The sequence below is a fragment of the Streptococcus sp. HMSC078D09 genome, from assembly GCF_001813675.1.
Lineage (GTDB): Bacteria > Bacillota > Bacilli > Lactobacillales > Streptococcaceae > Streptococcus.
Map to the genome: position 1 here is coordinate 74,733 of NZ_KV813650.1, position 15,194 is coordinate 89,926.

The window sequence follows — 15,194 nt, forward strand, 5'->3', positions numbered from 1 at the left end:
TCAAAATATGCTATACTTGAAAGGTTGAAGAAATCAAACCTTCAACCCTTGGTGCTTAAGATCCTTTCGCCAAGCATATTACACGCGGGAAAACCGCTAAAGGAGAATAAATGAAACAGTTAACTGCTCGTGATATGGCACAAATTGCCATTGTTGCTGCGATTTATATCGTATTGACCATTACCCCACCTCTCAACGCTATGGCCTACTATGGCTATCAATTCCGTGTTTCGGAAATGATGAATTTCTTAGCTTTTTACAATAAGAAGTACTTGATTGCGGTGACGCTTGGTTGTATGATTGCTAACTTATTTAGTTTTGGATGGATCGATGTCTTTGTCGGTGGAGGTTCAACCTTTGTCTTCTTAGGACTTGGACTCATTCTATTTGGTCGATTCAAAAACAAGTTCTTGTTTGACGGTCTTATTCGCTTGGACCATTTCTTGTTTGCGATTTTCTTTTCCATCTCCATGTTTACGATTGCCTTGGAACTATACTACCTTCAAGGCCAACCATTCTTCTATAACTGGTTGACTATGGGATTGGGTGAATTCGCATCCTTGATTTTTGGAGCGATTGTGATCAATCAACTTTCTAAACGGATCGATTTTACAAAATAAGAAAAGGGAGCTTTGGCTCCTTTTTTTCATGCTAAGAATGCAGTAAATTCAAGGCTAAATTAAGATTTTATGATAAAATAAGAACATGAAAACCAGAATGAAAGAATTAGTGGAATTACTCAATCGATATGCTTACGAGTATTACACAAAAGACGCTCCATCTGTTTCAGATAGTGAATATGATCAATTATATCGGGAGTTGGTGGAACTAGAAACCGCTCATCCTGATGAGATCTTACCAGAGAGTCCAACTCACCGTGTAGGTGGGGTGGTTTTAAAAGGCTTTACCAAATACCAGCACCAGTATCCCCTTTATAGTTTGCAGGATGCTTTTTCGCGTGAAGAATTAGAAGCCTTTGATCAGCGTGTCCGTAAGGAATTTCCTTCTATCAGCTATGTATGTGAGCTGAAAATCGATGGCTTGTCCATTTCCCTCACCTATGAAAATGGAGTCCTCGTAACGGGGGCGACACGTGGGGATGGTTCTGTCGGTGAGGATATTACAGAGAACCTCAAGCGGGTCAAGGACATTCCTTTAGTGTTACCAGAGCCAGTGAACATTACAGTTCGAGGCGAGTGCTATATGCCACGGGCTTCCTTTGATCGGGTCAATCAGATCCGTCAAGAAAACGGCGAGCCGGAGTTTGCTAATCCACGGAATGCTGCTGCAGGAACGCTTCGCCAATTGGATACGAAAATCGTAGCCAAGCGAAATCTCGCAACCTTCTTGTATCAAGAAGTGAGTCCGACGGATCAAAGCAGTCAGGAAGGCGTGCTTGAGAAATTAGCCCGCTTAGGGTTTGTTGTGAACCAAGAGCGAGTGCTGGCTGAGGATATGGAGCAAATTTGGGACTTCATCCAAAAAGTAGCTCAGCTTCGAGAGGATCTTCCCTACGATATCGATGGGATCGTCATCAAGGTCAATGACCTAGCTGTTCAAGAAGAACTAGGCTTTACCGTAAAAGCTCCTAAATGGGCTGTCGCCTATAAGTTTCCAGCTGAAGAAAAAGAAGCGAAAATCTTATCAGTGGATTGGACGGTTGGACGGACCGGAGTTGTGACGCCAACTGCCAATCTAACTCCAGTCCAGCTAGCAGGAACTACTGTTAGTCGGGCAACCTTGCACAATGTGGACTATATTGCCGAAAAAGATATTCATCAGGATGATACCGTTATTGTCTACAAGGCGGGTGATATCATTCCTGCGGTCTTGCGTGTTGTCAAAGATAAGCGAGTCTCTGATCAAGCATTAGCCATTCCAACTCATTGTCCGAGTTGCCAGAGTGAGTTGCTTCATTTTGAGGATGAGGTGGCCCTTCGCTGTATCAATCCACTCTGTCCAGCTCAGATTAAGGAAGGATTGAACCACTTTGCAAGTCGGGATGCTATGAATATCACAGGCTTGGGTCCAGCTGTTGTAGAGAAACTCTTTGCAGTTCAGTTAGTAGAGGATGTGGCAGGGATCTATCGCCTAAGCGTAGAGGATCTATTAACCCTAGAAGGCTTTAAAGAAAAATCTGCTGAAAAACTCCATGAAGCCATTCAAGCTTCAAAAGAGAATTCAGCTGAGAAGTTACTCTTTGGTTTGGGGATCCGCCATGTCGGTAGCAAGGTTAGTCAAATCTTGCTCCAAGAATTCCATGACCTCGATCAATTGGCTTCAGCTGATCCAGAACGAATTGCCAGCATTGACAGTCTCGGTATGGTCGTGGCTGAAAGCCTCAAGCGTTATTTCGCACAAGAAGGATCCAAGCGCCTATTGCAAGAGCTTAAAGAAGCTGGTGTCAATATGGACTATCTTGGTGAAAAAGTCGCTGCTGATGCGGCCCTATCAGGAATGACAGTCGTTTTGACTGGGAAGCTAGAGCGACTCACACGTTCAGAAGCTAAGGCAAAATTAGAAAGTCTGGGCGCTAAGGTAACTGGATCGGTTTCCAAAAAAACAGATTTGGTCGTTGCAGGTAGTGACGCTGGCAGCAAGTTAACCAAAGCACAAGAATTAGGAATCCAGGTAGAAGATGAGGCCTGGCTTGAAAGTTTATAGAGGATCTTTATGGTAGAACGAATCAAAAAAGCCCGTTTAATTTATAATCCGACCTCTGGGCAAGAAATTATCAAGAAAAATATTGCGGAAGTCTTGGACGTACTTGAAGACGTGGGCTATGAAACCAGCGCTTATCAAACGACTCCAGAACCATTTTCTGCTCAAAATGAAGCAGAAAGAGCCGCTAAAGCAGGCTTTGATTTAATCATTGCCGCTGGTGGAGATGGTACGATTAACGAAGTGGTCAATGGGGTCGCAGGTCTGGAAAATCGTCCGCAGATGGCCTTTATTCCGACCGGTACCACCAATGACTATGCGCGTGCCTTGAAGATCCCGATGGGAGATCCTGTGGTGGCTGCTCGCATTATCGAAAAGAATCAAACCATTCAGATGGATATTGGTCGTGCCTATGGCAGCAAGTATTTCATCAATATTGCTGCAGCAGGAACCATGACAGAATTGACCTTCAGTGTTCCAAGTAGTGTTAAATCTCGCTTGGGTTACTTTGCCTATGTGGCTGAAGCAGCTAAAATGTTGCCGCGAAACAAGGCTCGTAAGGTGCGGATTGAGCATGACAATGGTGTCTTTGAAGGGCCAGCGTCGATGATTTTCGTGGCCTTGACCAACTCCATTGCTGGTTTTGAAAGTGTCGCGCCAGATGCTAAGCTTGATGATGGGAACTTTACCTTGATTATCGTAAAAACTGCTAAGCTCTTTAACATGTTGTCCTTGATGATTCAGGCCATCAATGGAGGCAAGCATGTGCACGATGAAAATGTAGAATATCTTAAGACCAAGAAGTTGACGATTGAAATGTTAGGGAAAAATGCCCAACCATTCCGCATCAATCTAGATGGGGAGTACGGAGGAGATACTCCAGTTGAATTGGAAGTCTTCCATAACCACTTGGAATTCTTTGCAAATATTGATGAAATCAACAACGATGCTTTGGTTCACACATCTGAAGAATAAAAACAAATAGTTGGATTCCATTACGTGTTTTACGAGGAATGGTTCCTTCGGTATTAAATTGGAAATAGGAAAATGTTATGCGACAATACCATGTAAAGCTTCATTTTCATAAGCAAAAAGGAAATTATTTTGCCTATGATATGTGGCAGTGGCAGGATCAAGTAGAAGGAAAATCAGTCTCTTTCTCCAAGTTGGATTATTTTGGAGTAGAGGGAAATCTGGTATACGAGAGTGAGGATGCCTTGAACCGGGGCCATGTCCTGGTTAAAGAAGGGGATTGGCTCACTAAGACCCGGGACTTTGAAATCGAACTTTTACCAGAAGGGCATGTTCGAGAAGTGTGGATTCTTGATGGAGACGATACAGTCTATTATTCTTTGCAAGCTGCTTTGACGAGTCATGCATACAGCCATCGTCAGCCTCATGCCTACGATATGGCGATGCGCCCTAGAGAGTTTGATGCCAAGTGGGCGTATCAAGGATGGCTCGGTCATCGGGAGGAAGAAGGAGAGCATTGCTTTAAACTGTGGGCTCCTACTGCTAAGAAAGTTGAATTGTTGCTCTATCAATCTACAGACTTGGATGCGCCTATCTGGAAGAGCATGCCGATGACACGTGGCAAACAAGAGTCTAGCTACCACCCAGAAAATACCCATGGTGTTTGGATTTTAGATTTTTTAGGAAATTTAAGTGGCATGGCTTATCAATATCGTGTCCATTTTGAACACCATACTCAAGTGACGCGCGATCCTTATAGTATTGCAACGACAGCGGACGGGATGCGCTCTGCCATTCTTTCAAGAGCAGATCGTCAGTTTGATTGGGGCACTATAAAAGGAGCCGATGCGACTCCTTGGCGCTTGGACAATCCTTGTCAAGCAGTGATTTATGAGATGCACCTTCGGGATTTGACCAAGTCACCGACATCAGGTGTGGACGAGTCTTTACGTGGAACCTATCTGGGGGCTTGCCAAGAAGGAACCATTAATAGCCATGGTGATGCAACTGCCTTTGATTATATCCGTCAGTTAGGGGTCAATGTCGTGCAACTGCAGCCGATTTCTGATCGCTTTAAACAGTATGACGATGAAGGCCAGGTGACCTACAATTGGGGCTACGACGTTCAGAATTATTCTGCACCAGAAACTAGCTTTTCAACGGATCCATCCAATCCGAAACAAACCATGAAAGAGCTCAAAACCATGATCCGGGCTTATCATGAGGCAGGAATTTCTGTGGTCTTGGATGTGGTCTACAATCATATCTATTCGACCGAACATGGTCCTTTCCAAAATACAGTACCCGATTATTATTACCGGATGGAGCCAGATGGTCGTTTCCAAAATGGGACAGGTGTCGGGAATGAAACAGCTAGTGAGCATGAAATGTACCGCAAGTACATGATTGATTCCCTCACGCATTGGGTCAAAGAGTACCAGATCGATGGCTTCCGCTTTGATTTGATGGGGATTCACGATGTAAGGACGATGAATGTTATTCGGGAGGCAATGGACGCTCTGGATCCTCGGATTCTTCTTTACGGAGAAGGTTGGGACATGGGAACAGGTCTCGCCCCAGAGGACAAGGCTAAGAAGGACAATGCAGCGCAATTGCCAAGAATTGGATTCTTTAATGATACGGAGCGCGATGCCATTAAAGGGGCTGAGGTTTATGGTTCCATCAAACGTGGCTTTGTCAGCCGAAAATCGACGGAGAATATCGTTGCCCGTGCTGTTTTAGGTAGTGCAGAACTTGGCAATTATTTAAGTCCCAATCAGGTCTTGAATTATGTGGAGGCTCATGATAATTATAATCTCTATGACTTGCTTCAGACCCTTCATCCGAATGTAGAAGTAGCAGGCTTGGTCAAGCGCTCAGAGTTGGCTACGGCCATGAATCTGCTCTTTCAAGGCATGGCCTTCATGCAATTGGGTCAAGAGTTTATGCGGACCAAATTGGTAGCGACAGGTCCTGATGGAGAAATCACACCTTTGGATCGTGAACGGGCCATGAATTCCTACAATGCTCCAGATTATGTGAATCAGGTTAATTGGGATCTGGTCAGTCAGAACAAGGAATCAATTGCCTATATCCGAAGCTTGATCGCCTTGAAGACAAGTCTTCCTGTCTTAGGGCTTGAAAGTTATGATAAAATCTACCAACAAGTCTTTATTCAATCTGCAACTGATACCAGTGGCCTTGTCATCTATGAACTAACAGGAGATAAGAAGTACTTGGTCATCTTCAACGCCAGCGGACTTCCATATTACCTCCAAAATTCAAATAAATTGAAATTGATGGTTGGGAATAGTCGTCATAAACGACCATTCTACGTGGAGAATTTAACAGCTTCTGTTTTTGAAGTCCTAGACTAAGTTTTTTTAAAAGAAATCATAAAATCCCTGAGTTTTTAAACTCAGGGATTCTTTTTATTTAGAAGAACTGCTACTGGTCTCTGTTGAGGAAGAACTATCGTCTTCTGGGTGCAATTCTTTATAAGTTGGTGCTTTGAAGAGATCAACGGTAGACTGGTTGCCACGTTGGTTATAAAGGCTGGTTGATTTGTCACCTTTTTCCTTTTCAATCTTCTTCAATGCCTTGAAGGAATTGGTGTAGGAATAATCTTCTGGATTGACTTTTCCAAGATCATTGCCCTTGAAGAAGCGAAGGAGGTCACCGGTCTGGATGCTATCGCTAATCTTCAATTGAAGGTTAGCAGCTTCCCTGATCTTGTCCAGTTCTTCCTTGGTTTTTTCGTCTGGGTTCGTGATTTCCTCACCTGTTTTGGTGTAATAGGTCCGGCCACTATAGCTCGTATACTCTGGAGTTACAAAGTAGTTAGCAGAGCGGAAGGCGACGATTTGATCATGATCTGGTGAGAGCATATCTTGACCAACTTGGAGGAATTTGTTGGATTCAATGCCCAGCAAATGTTCCAAGGTTGGGAGCATATCGATTTCGCCTCCATAGGTATCAATGATGCCACCCTTATCCATACCTGGAATGACTACCATATAAGGTACTCGTTGCAACATGGCATTGTCATAACTTGACCACGTTTCAGAGTTCTTACCAAGTAGAGGAGCAAGAGCTGGATTGCGGGAGTTTGAAATTCCGTAGTGGTCCCCATAGAGAACGATGATGGAATTTTTGTAAAGACCAGATTCTTTCAGGTAATCAAAGAAGGCCTTGATCGAAGAATCTAGGTAGTTAGCGGTCGCAAAATAGCCATTGATGGTTTCGTCCTGTGTCTTAGCTAGAGGGAAGCCAAGATCATCTCCTGACAAGCTGGTCGTATAAGGATAGTGGTTGGAAACCGTAATGAACTTCGTATAGAAAGGTTGTTGCAATCTTTCTAGGTATTTGATGGAATCCTTGAGCATGTATTTGTCATTAAGACCATACTGGAAGGAATTGCTGCTGTTTTGTTTGGTGAAGTAGCTGGCATCAAAGAAGTAATTGTAGCCCCATTGTTTATAGGCGGTATTTCGATTCCAGAAACTTCCAGCATTCCCATGGAAAACAGCGCTCGAGTTGTAACCATTTTTTGAAAGAATAAATGGTGCAGCCTGTTGGGTATTGGTTCCACCATAGTTCACCATAAAGGAACCTTGGTTGAGTCCGAAGAGGCCTGTTTCAATCATGGTCTCAGCATCAGACGTTTTCCCTGCCTTGACTTGGTTAAAGACGTTTGAAAAGGCAAAGGTTTCCTTCGAGTGGTAAAGTGAATTTAAGAATGGTGTTACTTCATATTCTTTATCATCTACTTTCAACTTGTAATCGATCAAGAATTGTTGGAAACTTTCCAAGTGAATGTAGATGACATTACGGCCTTTGGCCATTCCAAAGTATTCAGGATTAGGCTTGGCGTAATGCTGTTGGATATATTCTTCTACCGGCTTTAGATCTGCCTCGGAGGCTTTAGAACGTTCTTTGTTGGCAGCATAGGTCTGATTAGCGCTATAACCCAGAAAGGCTGGTAAGCCTAAGGCACGAACGACATAGTAGTTTGAGAACCCACGAGTCAAGAGCTCAGGTCGGTCAATTTCTGCGAGGAAAAGGTTGGCCGAAAAGAGCATGGCTGATAAAGAGGTAACCGCAAAACTAGCTCGTTTATTGAAGGGACGATTGTCCATTCGAATCCATTTCTTAAAGAAGAAGAAAGCTAGAATAGGGAAATCTAGAATGTAGATCACATCCCAAGGGCGGAACAATTCTAAAGCAGCAGCTCCGAGACCGGCAGAAACCTTGCTGGAAGCCAACATGGTATTGACCGTTACGAAGTCTGTAAACTCTCGATAATAGATGGAATTGGAAATCAACCAAATAAATAAGAGAAGGTAGATCCCAAAGGCCAAACTATAAAAGAGCTTGGTTCGTTTGATATAGAGTGCTAGACCGATGAAGAGCAGACTGATCGGCAATGGGTTGATCACTGCTAGAAAAATCTGATAGGGTCCTTGAATGTCTAAATTAAAATCAACTGAATAGGCCCACATGGTTTTGAACCAGTAGAGCAACAGAAGGGTCAAGACAAATCCTAGTCTGGTACTCATGAAATTGAGTATCGAATTCGTAATTTTTTTCACAAAATGTTACTTCCTTGTCTTATTTCCTAAAAATTTTCATATACAAGTATACCACAATTTTATGGAGAAAGAAAAAAATGACTGTAAAGGAGAGGAAAGAAATAGGAAAGATCCGGCATTTTATATCATTTGAAGCTAAATGATGAAAGCTAGGATAAAACGGTAAAAAAAGTTCCAGTAAATAAAGCCTCTCTTTGTGAAAACTGCAGACTTTTGCTATAATAGAGGGTATGAAAAAACTCACAGTCAGTCGCCAAGTCGCAACAAAAATCAAACAAGGACAATCTCTTCTTGAAAAGCAAGATTTTGACTCACTTCCTGCTTTGGATCAAGCGGTTCAATTGCTTTCAGGAGATGGACAATCCCTCGGAGTCGGATACTTATCTGAACAAAATAAAGGGATTGGATGGTTTGTTTCGCAAGAGTTGGTCGCTTTTGATCAAGACTTTTTTAAAAAGCTTTTCATCAAAGCCAAGCAATACCGTCGTTCTTATTATGCGGATGAAACGACGACGGCCTTTCGTCTCTTTAACCAAGAGGGAGATGGTTTTGGTGGTTTCACGGTTGACTTGTATGGTGAGTTTGTTGTTTTTTCTTGGTACAATCCTTTCGTATTTCAGATCAAGGGAACCATTCTAGCGGCCTTTCAAGAAGCTTTTCCAGAAGTCCGAGGGGGCTATGAAAAGATTCGCTTTAAAGGCTTGGACTATGAATCGGCTCATGTCTATGGAGAAGAAGCTCCGCAAGAATTTTTGATTCTTGAAAATGGAGTTTCTTACCAGGTCTTTCTCAATGATGGCTTGATGACGGGGATCTTTTTGGATCAGCATGAAGTTCGAGGTAGCTTGGTAGAGGGCTTAGCAGCTGGCAAGTCCTTGCTCAATATGTTCTCCTATACGGCGGCCTTCTCTGTGGCTGCGGCAATGGGTGGAGCAGTTGAGACAACATCGGTCGATCTGGCTAAGAGAAGTAGAGAATTATCAGAAGCGCATTTTGTGGCAAATGGCTTGGCGCTGGATGCTCATCGTTTTGTCGTGATGGATGTCTTTGACTATTACAAATATGCCAAACGCCATGACCTAAGCTATGATGTGATCGTGCTCGATCCGCCTAGCTTTGCGCGGAATAAAAAACGGACATTTTCAGTCGCTAAAGATTACCATCGATTGGTCAGCGAGGCACTCGAGATTTTAAATCCAGGTGGGATCTTGATTCTCAGTACCAATGCGGCAAATGTGACCAAAGAAAAATTTAAAAAACAAATCGAAAAGGGATTTCAAGGCCGTAAGCATCGCTATCTAGCGGAATACGGACTTCCGGGAGATTTTCGATGGAACAAGAAAGAAGAAAGTAGTAATTACTTAAAAGTATTTACGATTAGGGTGGATGTATGAAATTAGTTGTTTCGATTATGCCTCGCTCCTTAGAAGAGGCGCAACAACTAGATAGTTCGCGTTACGAGGATGCAGATGTTATTGAGTGGCGTGCGGACTTTTTTGAAAAAAGCGAGATCTTAACCGTCGCTCCTGCAGTTTTTGAGAAATTTGCTGGACGCGAGATTTTATTCACCTTGCGGACTCGAGCTGAAGGTGGAGGGATGGAGCTGACTAATGAAGAATATGTTGGGATCCTGAAAGATATTCAATCCATCTATCATCCGGATTATATCGATTTCGAGTATTATAGTCACCGTGAAGTCTTTGAAGAGATGTTGGAATTTTCAAATCTTGTTCTCAGCTACCATAACTTCCAAGAAACTCCGGAAAATATGATGGAGATCTTATCGGAATTGACCAGTTTTTCTCCAAAATTAGTCAAAGTATCTGTCATGGCCCACAATGAACAAGATGTTCTTGACTTGATGAATTATACGCGTGGTTTCAAGACACTGAACCCTGAGCAAGAATATGTAACGATTTCCATGGGCAAGGTCGGGAAGATTTCGCGCTTGACAGCTGATTTGACAGGCTCTTCTTGGTCTTATGCTAGAGTCGGAGATGAAAGTGCTCCAGGTCAAATTCCTCTTGAAAATATGAGAAGAATTCGGGAGTTATTAAATGAAGATTGACGGATATACTCGGATGGCAGCGGTCATTGCCCATCCCATTCGTCATAGTATTTCTCCTTTCATCCATAATCTAGCCTATGAATTAACAGCGACCAATGCTGCTTATCTAGCTTGGGATATTGCTGAAGAAGACTTAGAAAGCACCATCAGCCAAATTCGTAAGTTGGATATGATTGGGGCCAACATTTCCATGCCCTACAAGCAGAAGGTCTTTCCTTACTTAGATGAAGTGGATGAGATGGCCCGAAAGATCGGTTCTGTCAATACTATCGTTCACCGCGATGGTAAGCTTAAAGGCTATAATACAGATGGGATAGGTTTCTTTCGTAGTTTACCTCCTGCTTTCTCTATTAAGGGAAAAACAATGGTTCTCTTAGGTGCAGGTGGTGCAGCTTTAGCGATTATTGCACAGGCCATTCATCTAGGTGTGAAACGTATCCTTGTCTTTGTGAGAGAGGAAAGATTGGTTCATTATCGTTCAATAGTTCAGTTGATTGAAGATGGCTTTGATTTCTTGATAGAATTGTATGCGATTGAGAAAGATGAAGAAGTTCAAAACTCTTTTAATCAAGCCGATCTCATCTTAAATGCCACTGGTGTAGGCATGGATGGTCATTCTCTTCCGATAGCGAGTTACTTGACCTTTCCCCTACATGCCTTAATCGTAGAGATGGCCTACTATCCGGCAGTGACCCCCTTTCTGCAATTAGCAGTGAATCAAGGAAACCAGAGGGTAAATGGGCTGGGAATGCTCTTTTATCAAGCTGAAGCAGCCTTTGAATTAATGACTGGGAAAGTATTTCCTACAGAGTCTGTATGGGAAGCATTGACAACAGAATATCGCCAATTTGTATGTGACTAAGAGAGGGGTTTACCTTTTCCTATTGAAAAAGCTTTATGAGATTAGAACAAGACCTGATTTTTAAAAAAACAGTCTTGCTCTAGTCTCTTTTTCATTTTGATTGAGACATGTGCCCTATTTCATGATAAGATAGAATCAAAGAATAACATGAAGGAGATTCCTATGAACGTATCGGTACCTATTCCAGGACATTCCTATGATATTGTGATTGAAAGAGGTGGTCTCAACCAGGTTGGAGACTGGTTGCGCACTCTTTGGGGCGATAAAAAAGTCGCCATTATTTCCGATAACCGCGTGGCTAAGCTATATGCCTCTATCGTAGAGAAGAGCCTGGAGAAAGCTGGTTTTCAAGTGGTTCGCTTTGAGTTTCTTCAAGGGGAAGCCAGTAAGAATCTAACCACTGTTTCAAAAGTATATGACTTTCTAGCTACCCAGGGCATGACGCGCAGTGATGGAATCGTTGCTCTTGGGGGTGGCGTAGTTGGTGATTTGGCTGGTTTTGCTGCCTCAACCTATATGCGGGGAATTTCCTTTGTTCAGATCCCGACTAGCTTGACCGCCCAGGTGGATTCTTCTATCGGGGGAAAGACTGGAGTCAACACAGCACTTGCCAAAAACATGGTAGGGACCTTTGCTCAACCAGATGGTGTGTTTATTGATCCTGAAGTGTTGAGCACTTTGGGGCAACGTGAATTGATCGAGGGGATGGGCGAAGTCATCAAGTACGGTCTCATCCAAGATACGGAACTTTGGGAAGAATTGGAAGCCATGGAGGGTTCTGTCCAGAGTATTTTAGAGCATGCAGAGAGCATCATTTCTCATTCTTGCCTGGTGAAGCGAGACCATGTTGTAGCAGATGAGTTGGACAATGGTATTCGACTGTATCTCAATTTTGGTCATACCATCGGGCATGCCATTGAAGCGACAGCTGGTTATGGACAGGTTATGCATGGGGAAGCCGTTAGTATGGGCATGGTGCAGCTCTCTCGAGTTGCAGAAGAAAAGGGTTTGATGCCAAAAGGAATCACTCAAAAAATCGAAGAAATGTGTCGGAAATTTGGCCTTCCGGTGACTTATGAGAACTGGGATAAAGAAGCCCTTTATCAAGCCTTGACTCATGACAAAAAAGCGCGTGGGACGAACTTGAAATTAGTCATTGTTCCAGAGTTGGGGCAAGCAGCGATTCATCAAATCCCTCTTCAAGAAATGAAGGACTTTTTAGAAAGAAAGGAATAAGGTCGTATGAGATATTTAACAGCAGGAGAGTCCCATGGGCCTCGACTAACAGCCATCATCGAGGGGGTTCCGGCATGCCTTCCTTTATCTGAAGAGGATATTAATAAAGAGCTCAAACGTCGACAAGGTGGCTATGGTCGTGGTGCTCGGATGAAAATCGAGAGTGACCGTGTTGAGATTACATCAGGTGTTCGTCATGGCTTGACCATGGGAGGTCCGATTACTCTGAATGTGACCAATCTGGATCACCAAAAATGGCTGGAGATCATGAATGTAGCACCGGTTGAAGAGAAAAAGAAAAATCTACGTAAGATCACCAAGCCACGTCCTGGTCATGCCGATCTAGTCGGAGGGATGAAATACCGTTTTGACGATCTTCGTAATTCCTTAGAGCGTTCTTCTGCCCGTGAGACGACGATGCGTGTAGCCGTTGGTGCAGTTGCTAAACGGATTTTAGAAGAAATCGGCGTTGAAGTGGCCAGCCACATTGTTAATTTTGGGGGAATCGAGATTGCAATTCCCGGGAATCTAACCGTTTCAGAAATCAAGGAAAAGGCAGCGAAGTCGGAAGTTTCGATCGTTGTGCCAGAACAAGAAGAAGCCGTTAAGGCCTACATTGACCAAGTGAAAAAAGATGGCGATACCATCGGGGGAATTGTGGAAACCTTGGTTGGCGGTGTACCTGTTGGACTAGGATCCTATGTGCAATGGGATAAGAAATTGGATGCCAAAATCGCTCAAGGAGTGGTCTCTATCAATGCCTTTAAGGGAGTTGAGTTTGGCCTTGGTTTTGAAGCAGGTCGCCTAAAAGGCAGTCAAGTCATGGATGAGATCATCTGGTCTCAGGACACTGGATATACCCGTCGCACCAATAATCTTGGTGGTTTTGAAGGGGGCATGACCAATGGTGAGCCCATTCTGGTTCGTGGCGTCATGAAGCCTATTCCGACCCTCTACAAACCTTTGATGAGTGTGGATATTGAAACCCATGAGCCTTATAAAGCAACAGTTGAGCGCAGCGATCCAACGGCTTTACCAGCTGCAGGTGTGGTAATGGAAGCAGTGGTCGCAACAGTCCTTGCTACAGAAGTGCTTGAAAAATTCTCATCCGATAACTTGGAAGAATTGAAAGAAGCCGTTGCTAAGCACCGGGACTTTACGAAGAATTTTTAAGAGAAAGAGTTTTCCTTTGGAGAAGAAAGTTGTATATATTGCAGGCTTGGGCTTGATTGGTGCATCCCTCGCGCTGGGCATTAAGAGGGCCCACCCAAACGTGACTGTTCTTGGGTACAATCGTAGTGAAGCCTCTCGAACCATCGCTCTTGAAAGAGGAATGGTGGATCAGGTGACGGATGATTTCGCAGCCTTTGCCCCTTTAGCAGATATCATTATTTTGGCCCTTCCCATCAAGCAAACCAAGTCTTATTTAGAAACCTTAGCCAGCTTGCATTTGAAAGACCGGGTACTGGTGACAGATGCAGGCTCTACCAAGGCAGAAATTGTCGCACAAGCTGAAAAAGTGTTTACAGATAAGGATGTACGCTTTGTGGGAGGACACCCCATGGCTGGTAGTCATAAGACAGGTGCTGCAGCAGCAGATGCCACCTTATTTGAAAATGCCTATTATATTTTCACTCCTTCCAGCTTGACGACAGGAGGTGCCATGGAAGAGTTGAAAGAGCTTCTGAGTGGATTGGGATCCCGCTTTATTGAAATCGATGCCGAGGAACACGATCGGGTGACTTCTCAGATCAGCCATTTTCCTCATATTTTAGCCTCGACTCTGGTCGAGCAGGCTGTAGCTTATGGGGAAGAGCATGAAATGACCCGCCGTTTTGCGGCTGGTGGCTTTCGGGATATGACACGGATTGCGGAAAGTGAGCCAGGCATGTGGACCTCTATTCTCTTGTCCAACCCTCAAGCGATATTAGAGCGGATTGAAGATTTCAAAGACCGTTTGGATCAGGTGGCTGAGACCATTCAAGCAGATAACGAAGAGGCTATTTGGTCATTTTTCCATGAAGGGCGGAAGCACCGAAAAGAAATGCAGATCCATCAGCGTGCTGGACGGGATAGTGCCTATGATCTCTTTATCGATGTTCCAGATAAAGAAGGTGTAATCCTCGAAATCTTACAACTCCTACAAGGGATTTCCTTGGTCAATATTCACATCAATGAAGAGAATCGGGAAGATATCCACGGGATTTTGCAGTTGACCTTTAAAAATGCAGAGGATCAAGAGCGGGCTCAAACATTGATCAGCCAGGCGACGTCTTATACTGTCCTTGCTCGCTAGGTCTAAAGAAGGATTTGCGTCAAAAGTCCTGCTTCATTTTAGGAATATTGAAGGAAAAGCAGTATAATAGAAGTATCTTATCAGTAAAGGAGCCTAGAAAATGGCAAATATTTATGATGTAGCAAATGAACTCTCTCGGACCCTTCGAGACCTTCCTGAATACAAGGCTGTCGTAGAAAGCAAGCAAGCGATCGAAGCAAATCCAGAAGCGAAAACGCTGTTTGACGAATACGTCGCTTTCCAAAATCAACTGCAAGGCTTGATGCAATCCGGTCAACTTCCAACAGAAGCTGTGCAACAAGAAATGAAGGACTATATGGAAAAAATCCAAGCAAGTCCGATTGTGAATGAATTTTTCACTAAACAACAGCAATTGTCTATTTATCTTGCAGATCTTGAAAAGATCATCTTTGAGCCGATTCAAGATTTATACAAGTAGAAATTTCTACCAGAGTTGTCATTTCGACTCTGGTATTTTCGTTCGCCACTAGAGGAAAACAAGCTCAA

The 15,194-nt window shown here is 43.6% G+C and carries 12 protein-coding genes and 1 riboswitch; of the genes, 11 read left to right on the top strand and 1 reads right to left on the bottom strand.

Annotated features, from left to right (window positions below):
* Positions 1-6 precede the first annotated feature (6 nt).
* Positions 7-113: riboswitch (PreQ1 riboswitch) on the top strand.
* From HMPREF2926_RS00375 to pulA, 4 genes are all read left to right on the top strand, one after another.
* Positions 111-620 carry a QueT transporter family protein gene (locus tag HMPREF2926_RS00375; RefSeq protein WP_003006740.1) on the top strand — a complete coding sequence of 170 codons (510 nt, stop codon included), beginning with the start codon at positions 111-113 and terminating at the stop codon, positions 618-620. (Overlaps the previous riboswitch by 3 nt.)
* A gap of 85 nt (positions 621-705) precedes the next feature.
* Positions 706-2,664 carry an NAD-dependent DNA ligase LigA gene (gene ligA / locus HMPREF2926_RS00380; RefSeq protein WP_070586090.1) on the top strand — a complete coding sequence of 653 codons (1,959 nt, stop codon included), beginning with the start codon at positions 706-708 and terminating at the stop codon, positions 2,662-2,664.
* 9 nt (positions 2,665-2,673) lie between these two features.
* Positions 2,674-3,636 (top strand): diacylglycerol kinase family lipid kinase, encoded by a 963-nt coding sequence (locus tag HMPREF2926_RS00385; RefSeq protein WP_070586091.1) that lies wholly within the window; start codon positions 2,674-2,676, stop codon positions 3,634-3,636.
* Between the two features lie 77 nt (positions 3,637-3,713).
* Positions 3,714-6,011: a type I pullulanase gene (gene pulA, locus HMPREF2926_RS00390; protein WP_070586092.1), complete on the top strand. Its 2,298-nt coding sequence runs from the start codon at positions 3,714-3,716 to the stop codon at positions 6,009-6,011.
* A gap of 54 nt (positions 6,012-6,065) precedes the next feature.
* Here pulA and HMPREF2926_RS00395 read toward each other — a convergent pair whose 3' ends face one another.
* A complete protein-coding gene (locus HMPREF2926_RS00395) occupies positions 6,066-8,225 on the bottom strand; it encodes an LTA synthase family protein (RefSeq protein ID WP_070586093.1) in 2,160 nt (719 codons plus the stop codon).
* Positions 8,226-8,455: 230 nt separating this feature from the next.
* On the opposite strand from HMPREF2926_RS00395, the gene HMPREF2926_RS00400 reads away from it, so the two are divergent.
* From HMPREF2926_RS00400 to HMPREF2926_RS00430, 7 genes are all read left to right on the top strand, one after another.
* Positions 8,456-9,619: a class I SAM-dependent rRNA methyltransferase gene (locus tag HMPREF2926_RS00400; protein WP_070586094.1), complete on the top strand. Its 1,164-nt coding sequence runs from the start codon at positions 8,456-8,458 to the stop codon at positions 9,617-9,619.
* The gene (aroD, locus tag HMPREF2926_RS00405; RefSeq protein ID WP_070586095.1) at positions 9,616-10,293 is read left to right on the top strand and encodes a type I 3-dehydroquinate dehydratase; all 678 of its coding nucleotides are present in this window, start codon (positions 9,616-9,618) and stop codon (positions 10,291-10,293) included. Before HMPREF2926_RS00400 ends, aroD begins: the two co-directional genes overlap by 4 nt.
* Positions 10,283-11,155 carry a shikimate dehydrogenase gene (gene aroE / locus HMPREF2926_RS00410; RefSeq protein WP_070586096.1) on the top strand — a complete coding sequence of 291 codons (873 nt, stop codon included), beginning with the start codon at positions 10,283-10,285 and terminating at the stop codon, positions 11,153-11,155. The genes aroD and aroE overlap by 11 nt, the downstream gene beginning before the upstream one ends.
* Positions 11,156-11,317: 162 nt before the next feature.
* Positions 11,318-12,391 carry a 3-dehydroquinate synthase gene (gene aroB / locus HMPREF2926_RS00415; protein ID WP_070586097.1) on the top strand — a complete coding sequence of 358 codons (1,074 nt, stop codon included), beginning with the start codon at positions 11,318-11,320 and terminating at the stop codon, positions 12,389-12,391.
* Positions 12,392-12,397: 6 nt separating this feature from the next.
* A complete protein-coding gene (gene aroC, locus HMPREF2926_RS00420; protein ID WP_070586098.1) occupies positions 12,398-13,564 on the top strand; it encodes a chorismate synthase in 1,167 nt (388 codons plus the stop codon).
* A gap of 16 nt (positions 13,565-13,580) precedes the next feature.
* Positions 13,581-14,687, top strand: coding sequence for a prephenate dehydrogenase (locus HMPREF2926_RS00425; protein ID WP_070586099.1), 1,107 nt, complete (start codon positions 13,581-13,583; stop codon positions 14,685-14,687).
* A 100-nt stretch (positions 14,688-14,787) separates the two neighbouring features.
* Entirely contained in the window at positions 14,788-15,126 is a 339-nt protein-coding gene (locus tag HMPREF2926_RS00430) for a YlbF/YmcA family competence regulator (RefSeq protein ID WP_003014453.1), read from the top strand.
* The last annotated feature ends 68 nt before the right edge of the window (positions 15,127-15,194 follow it).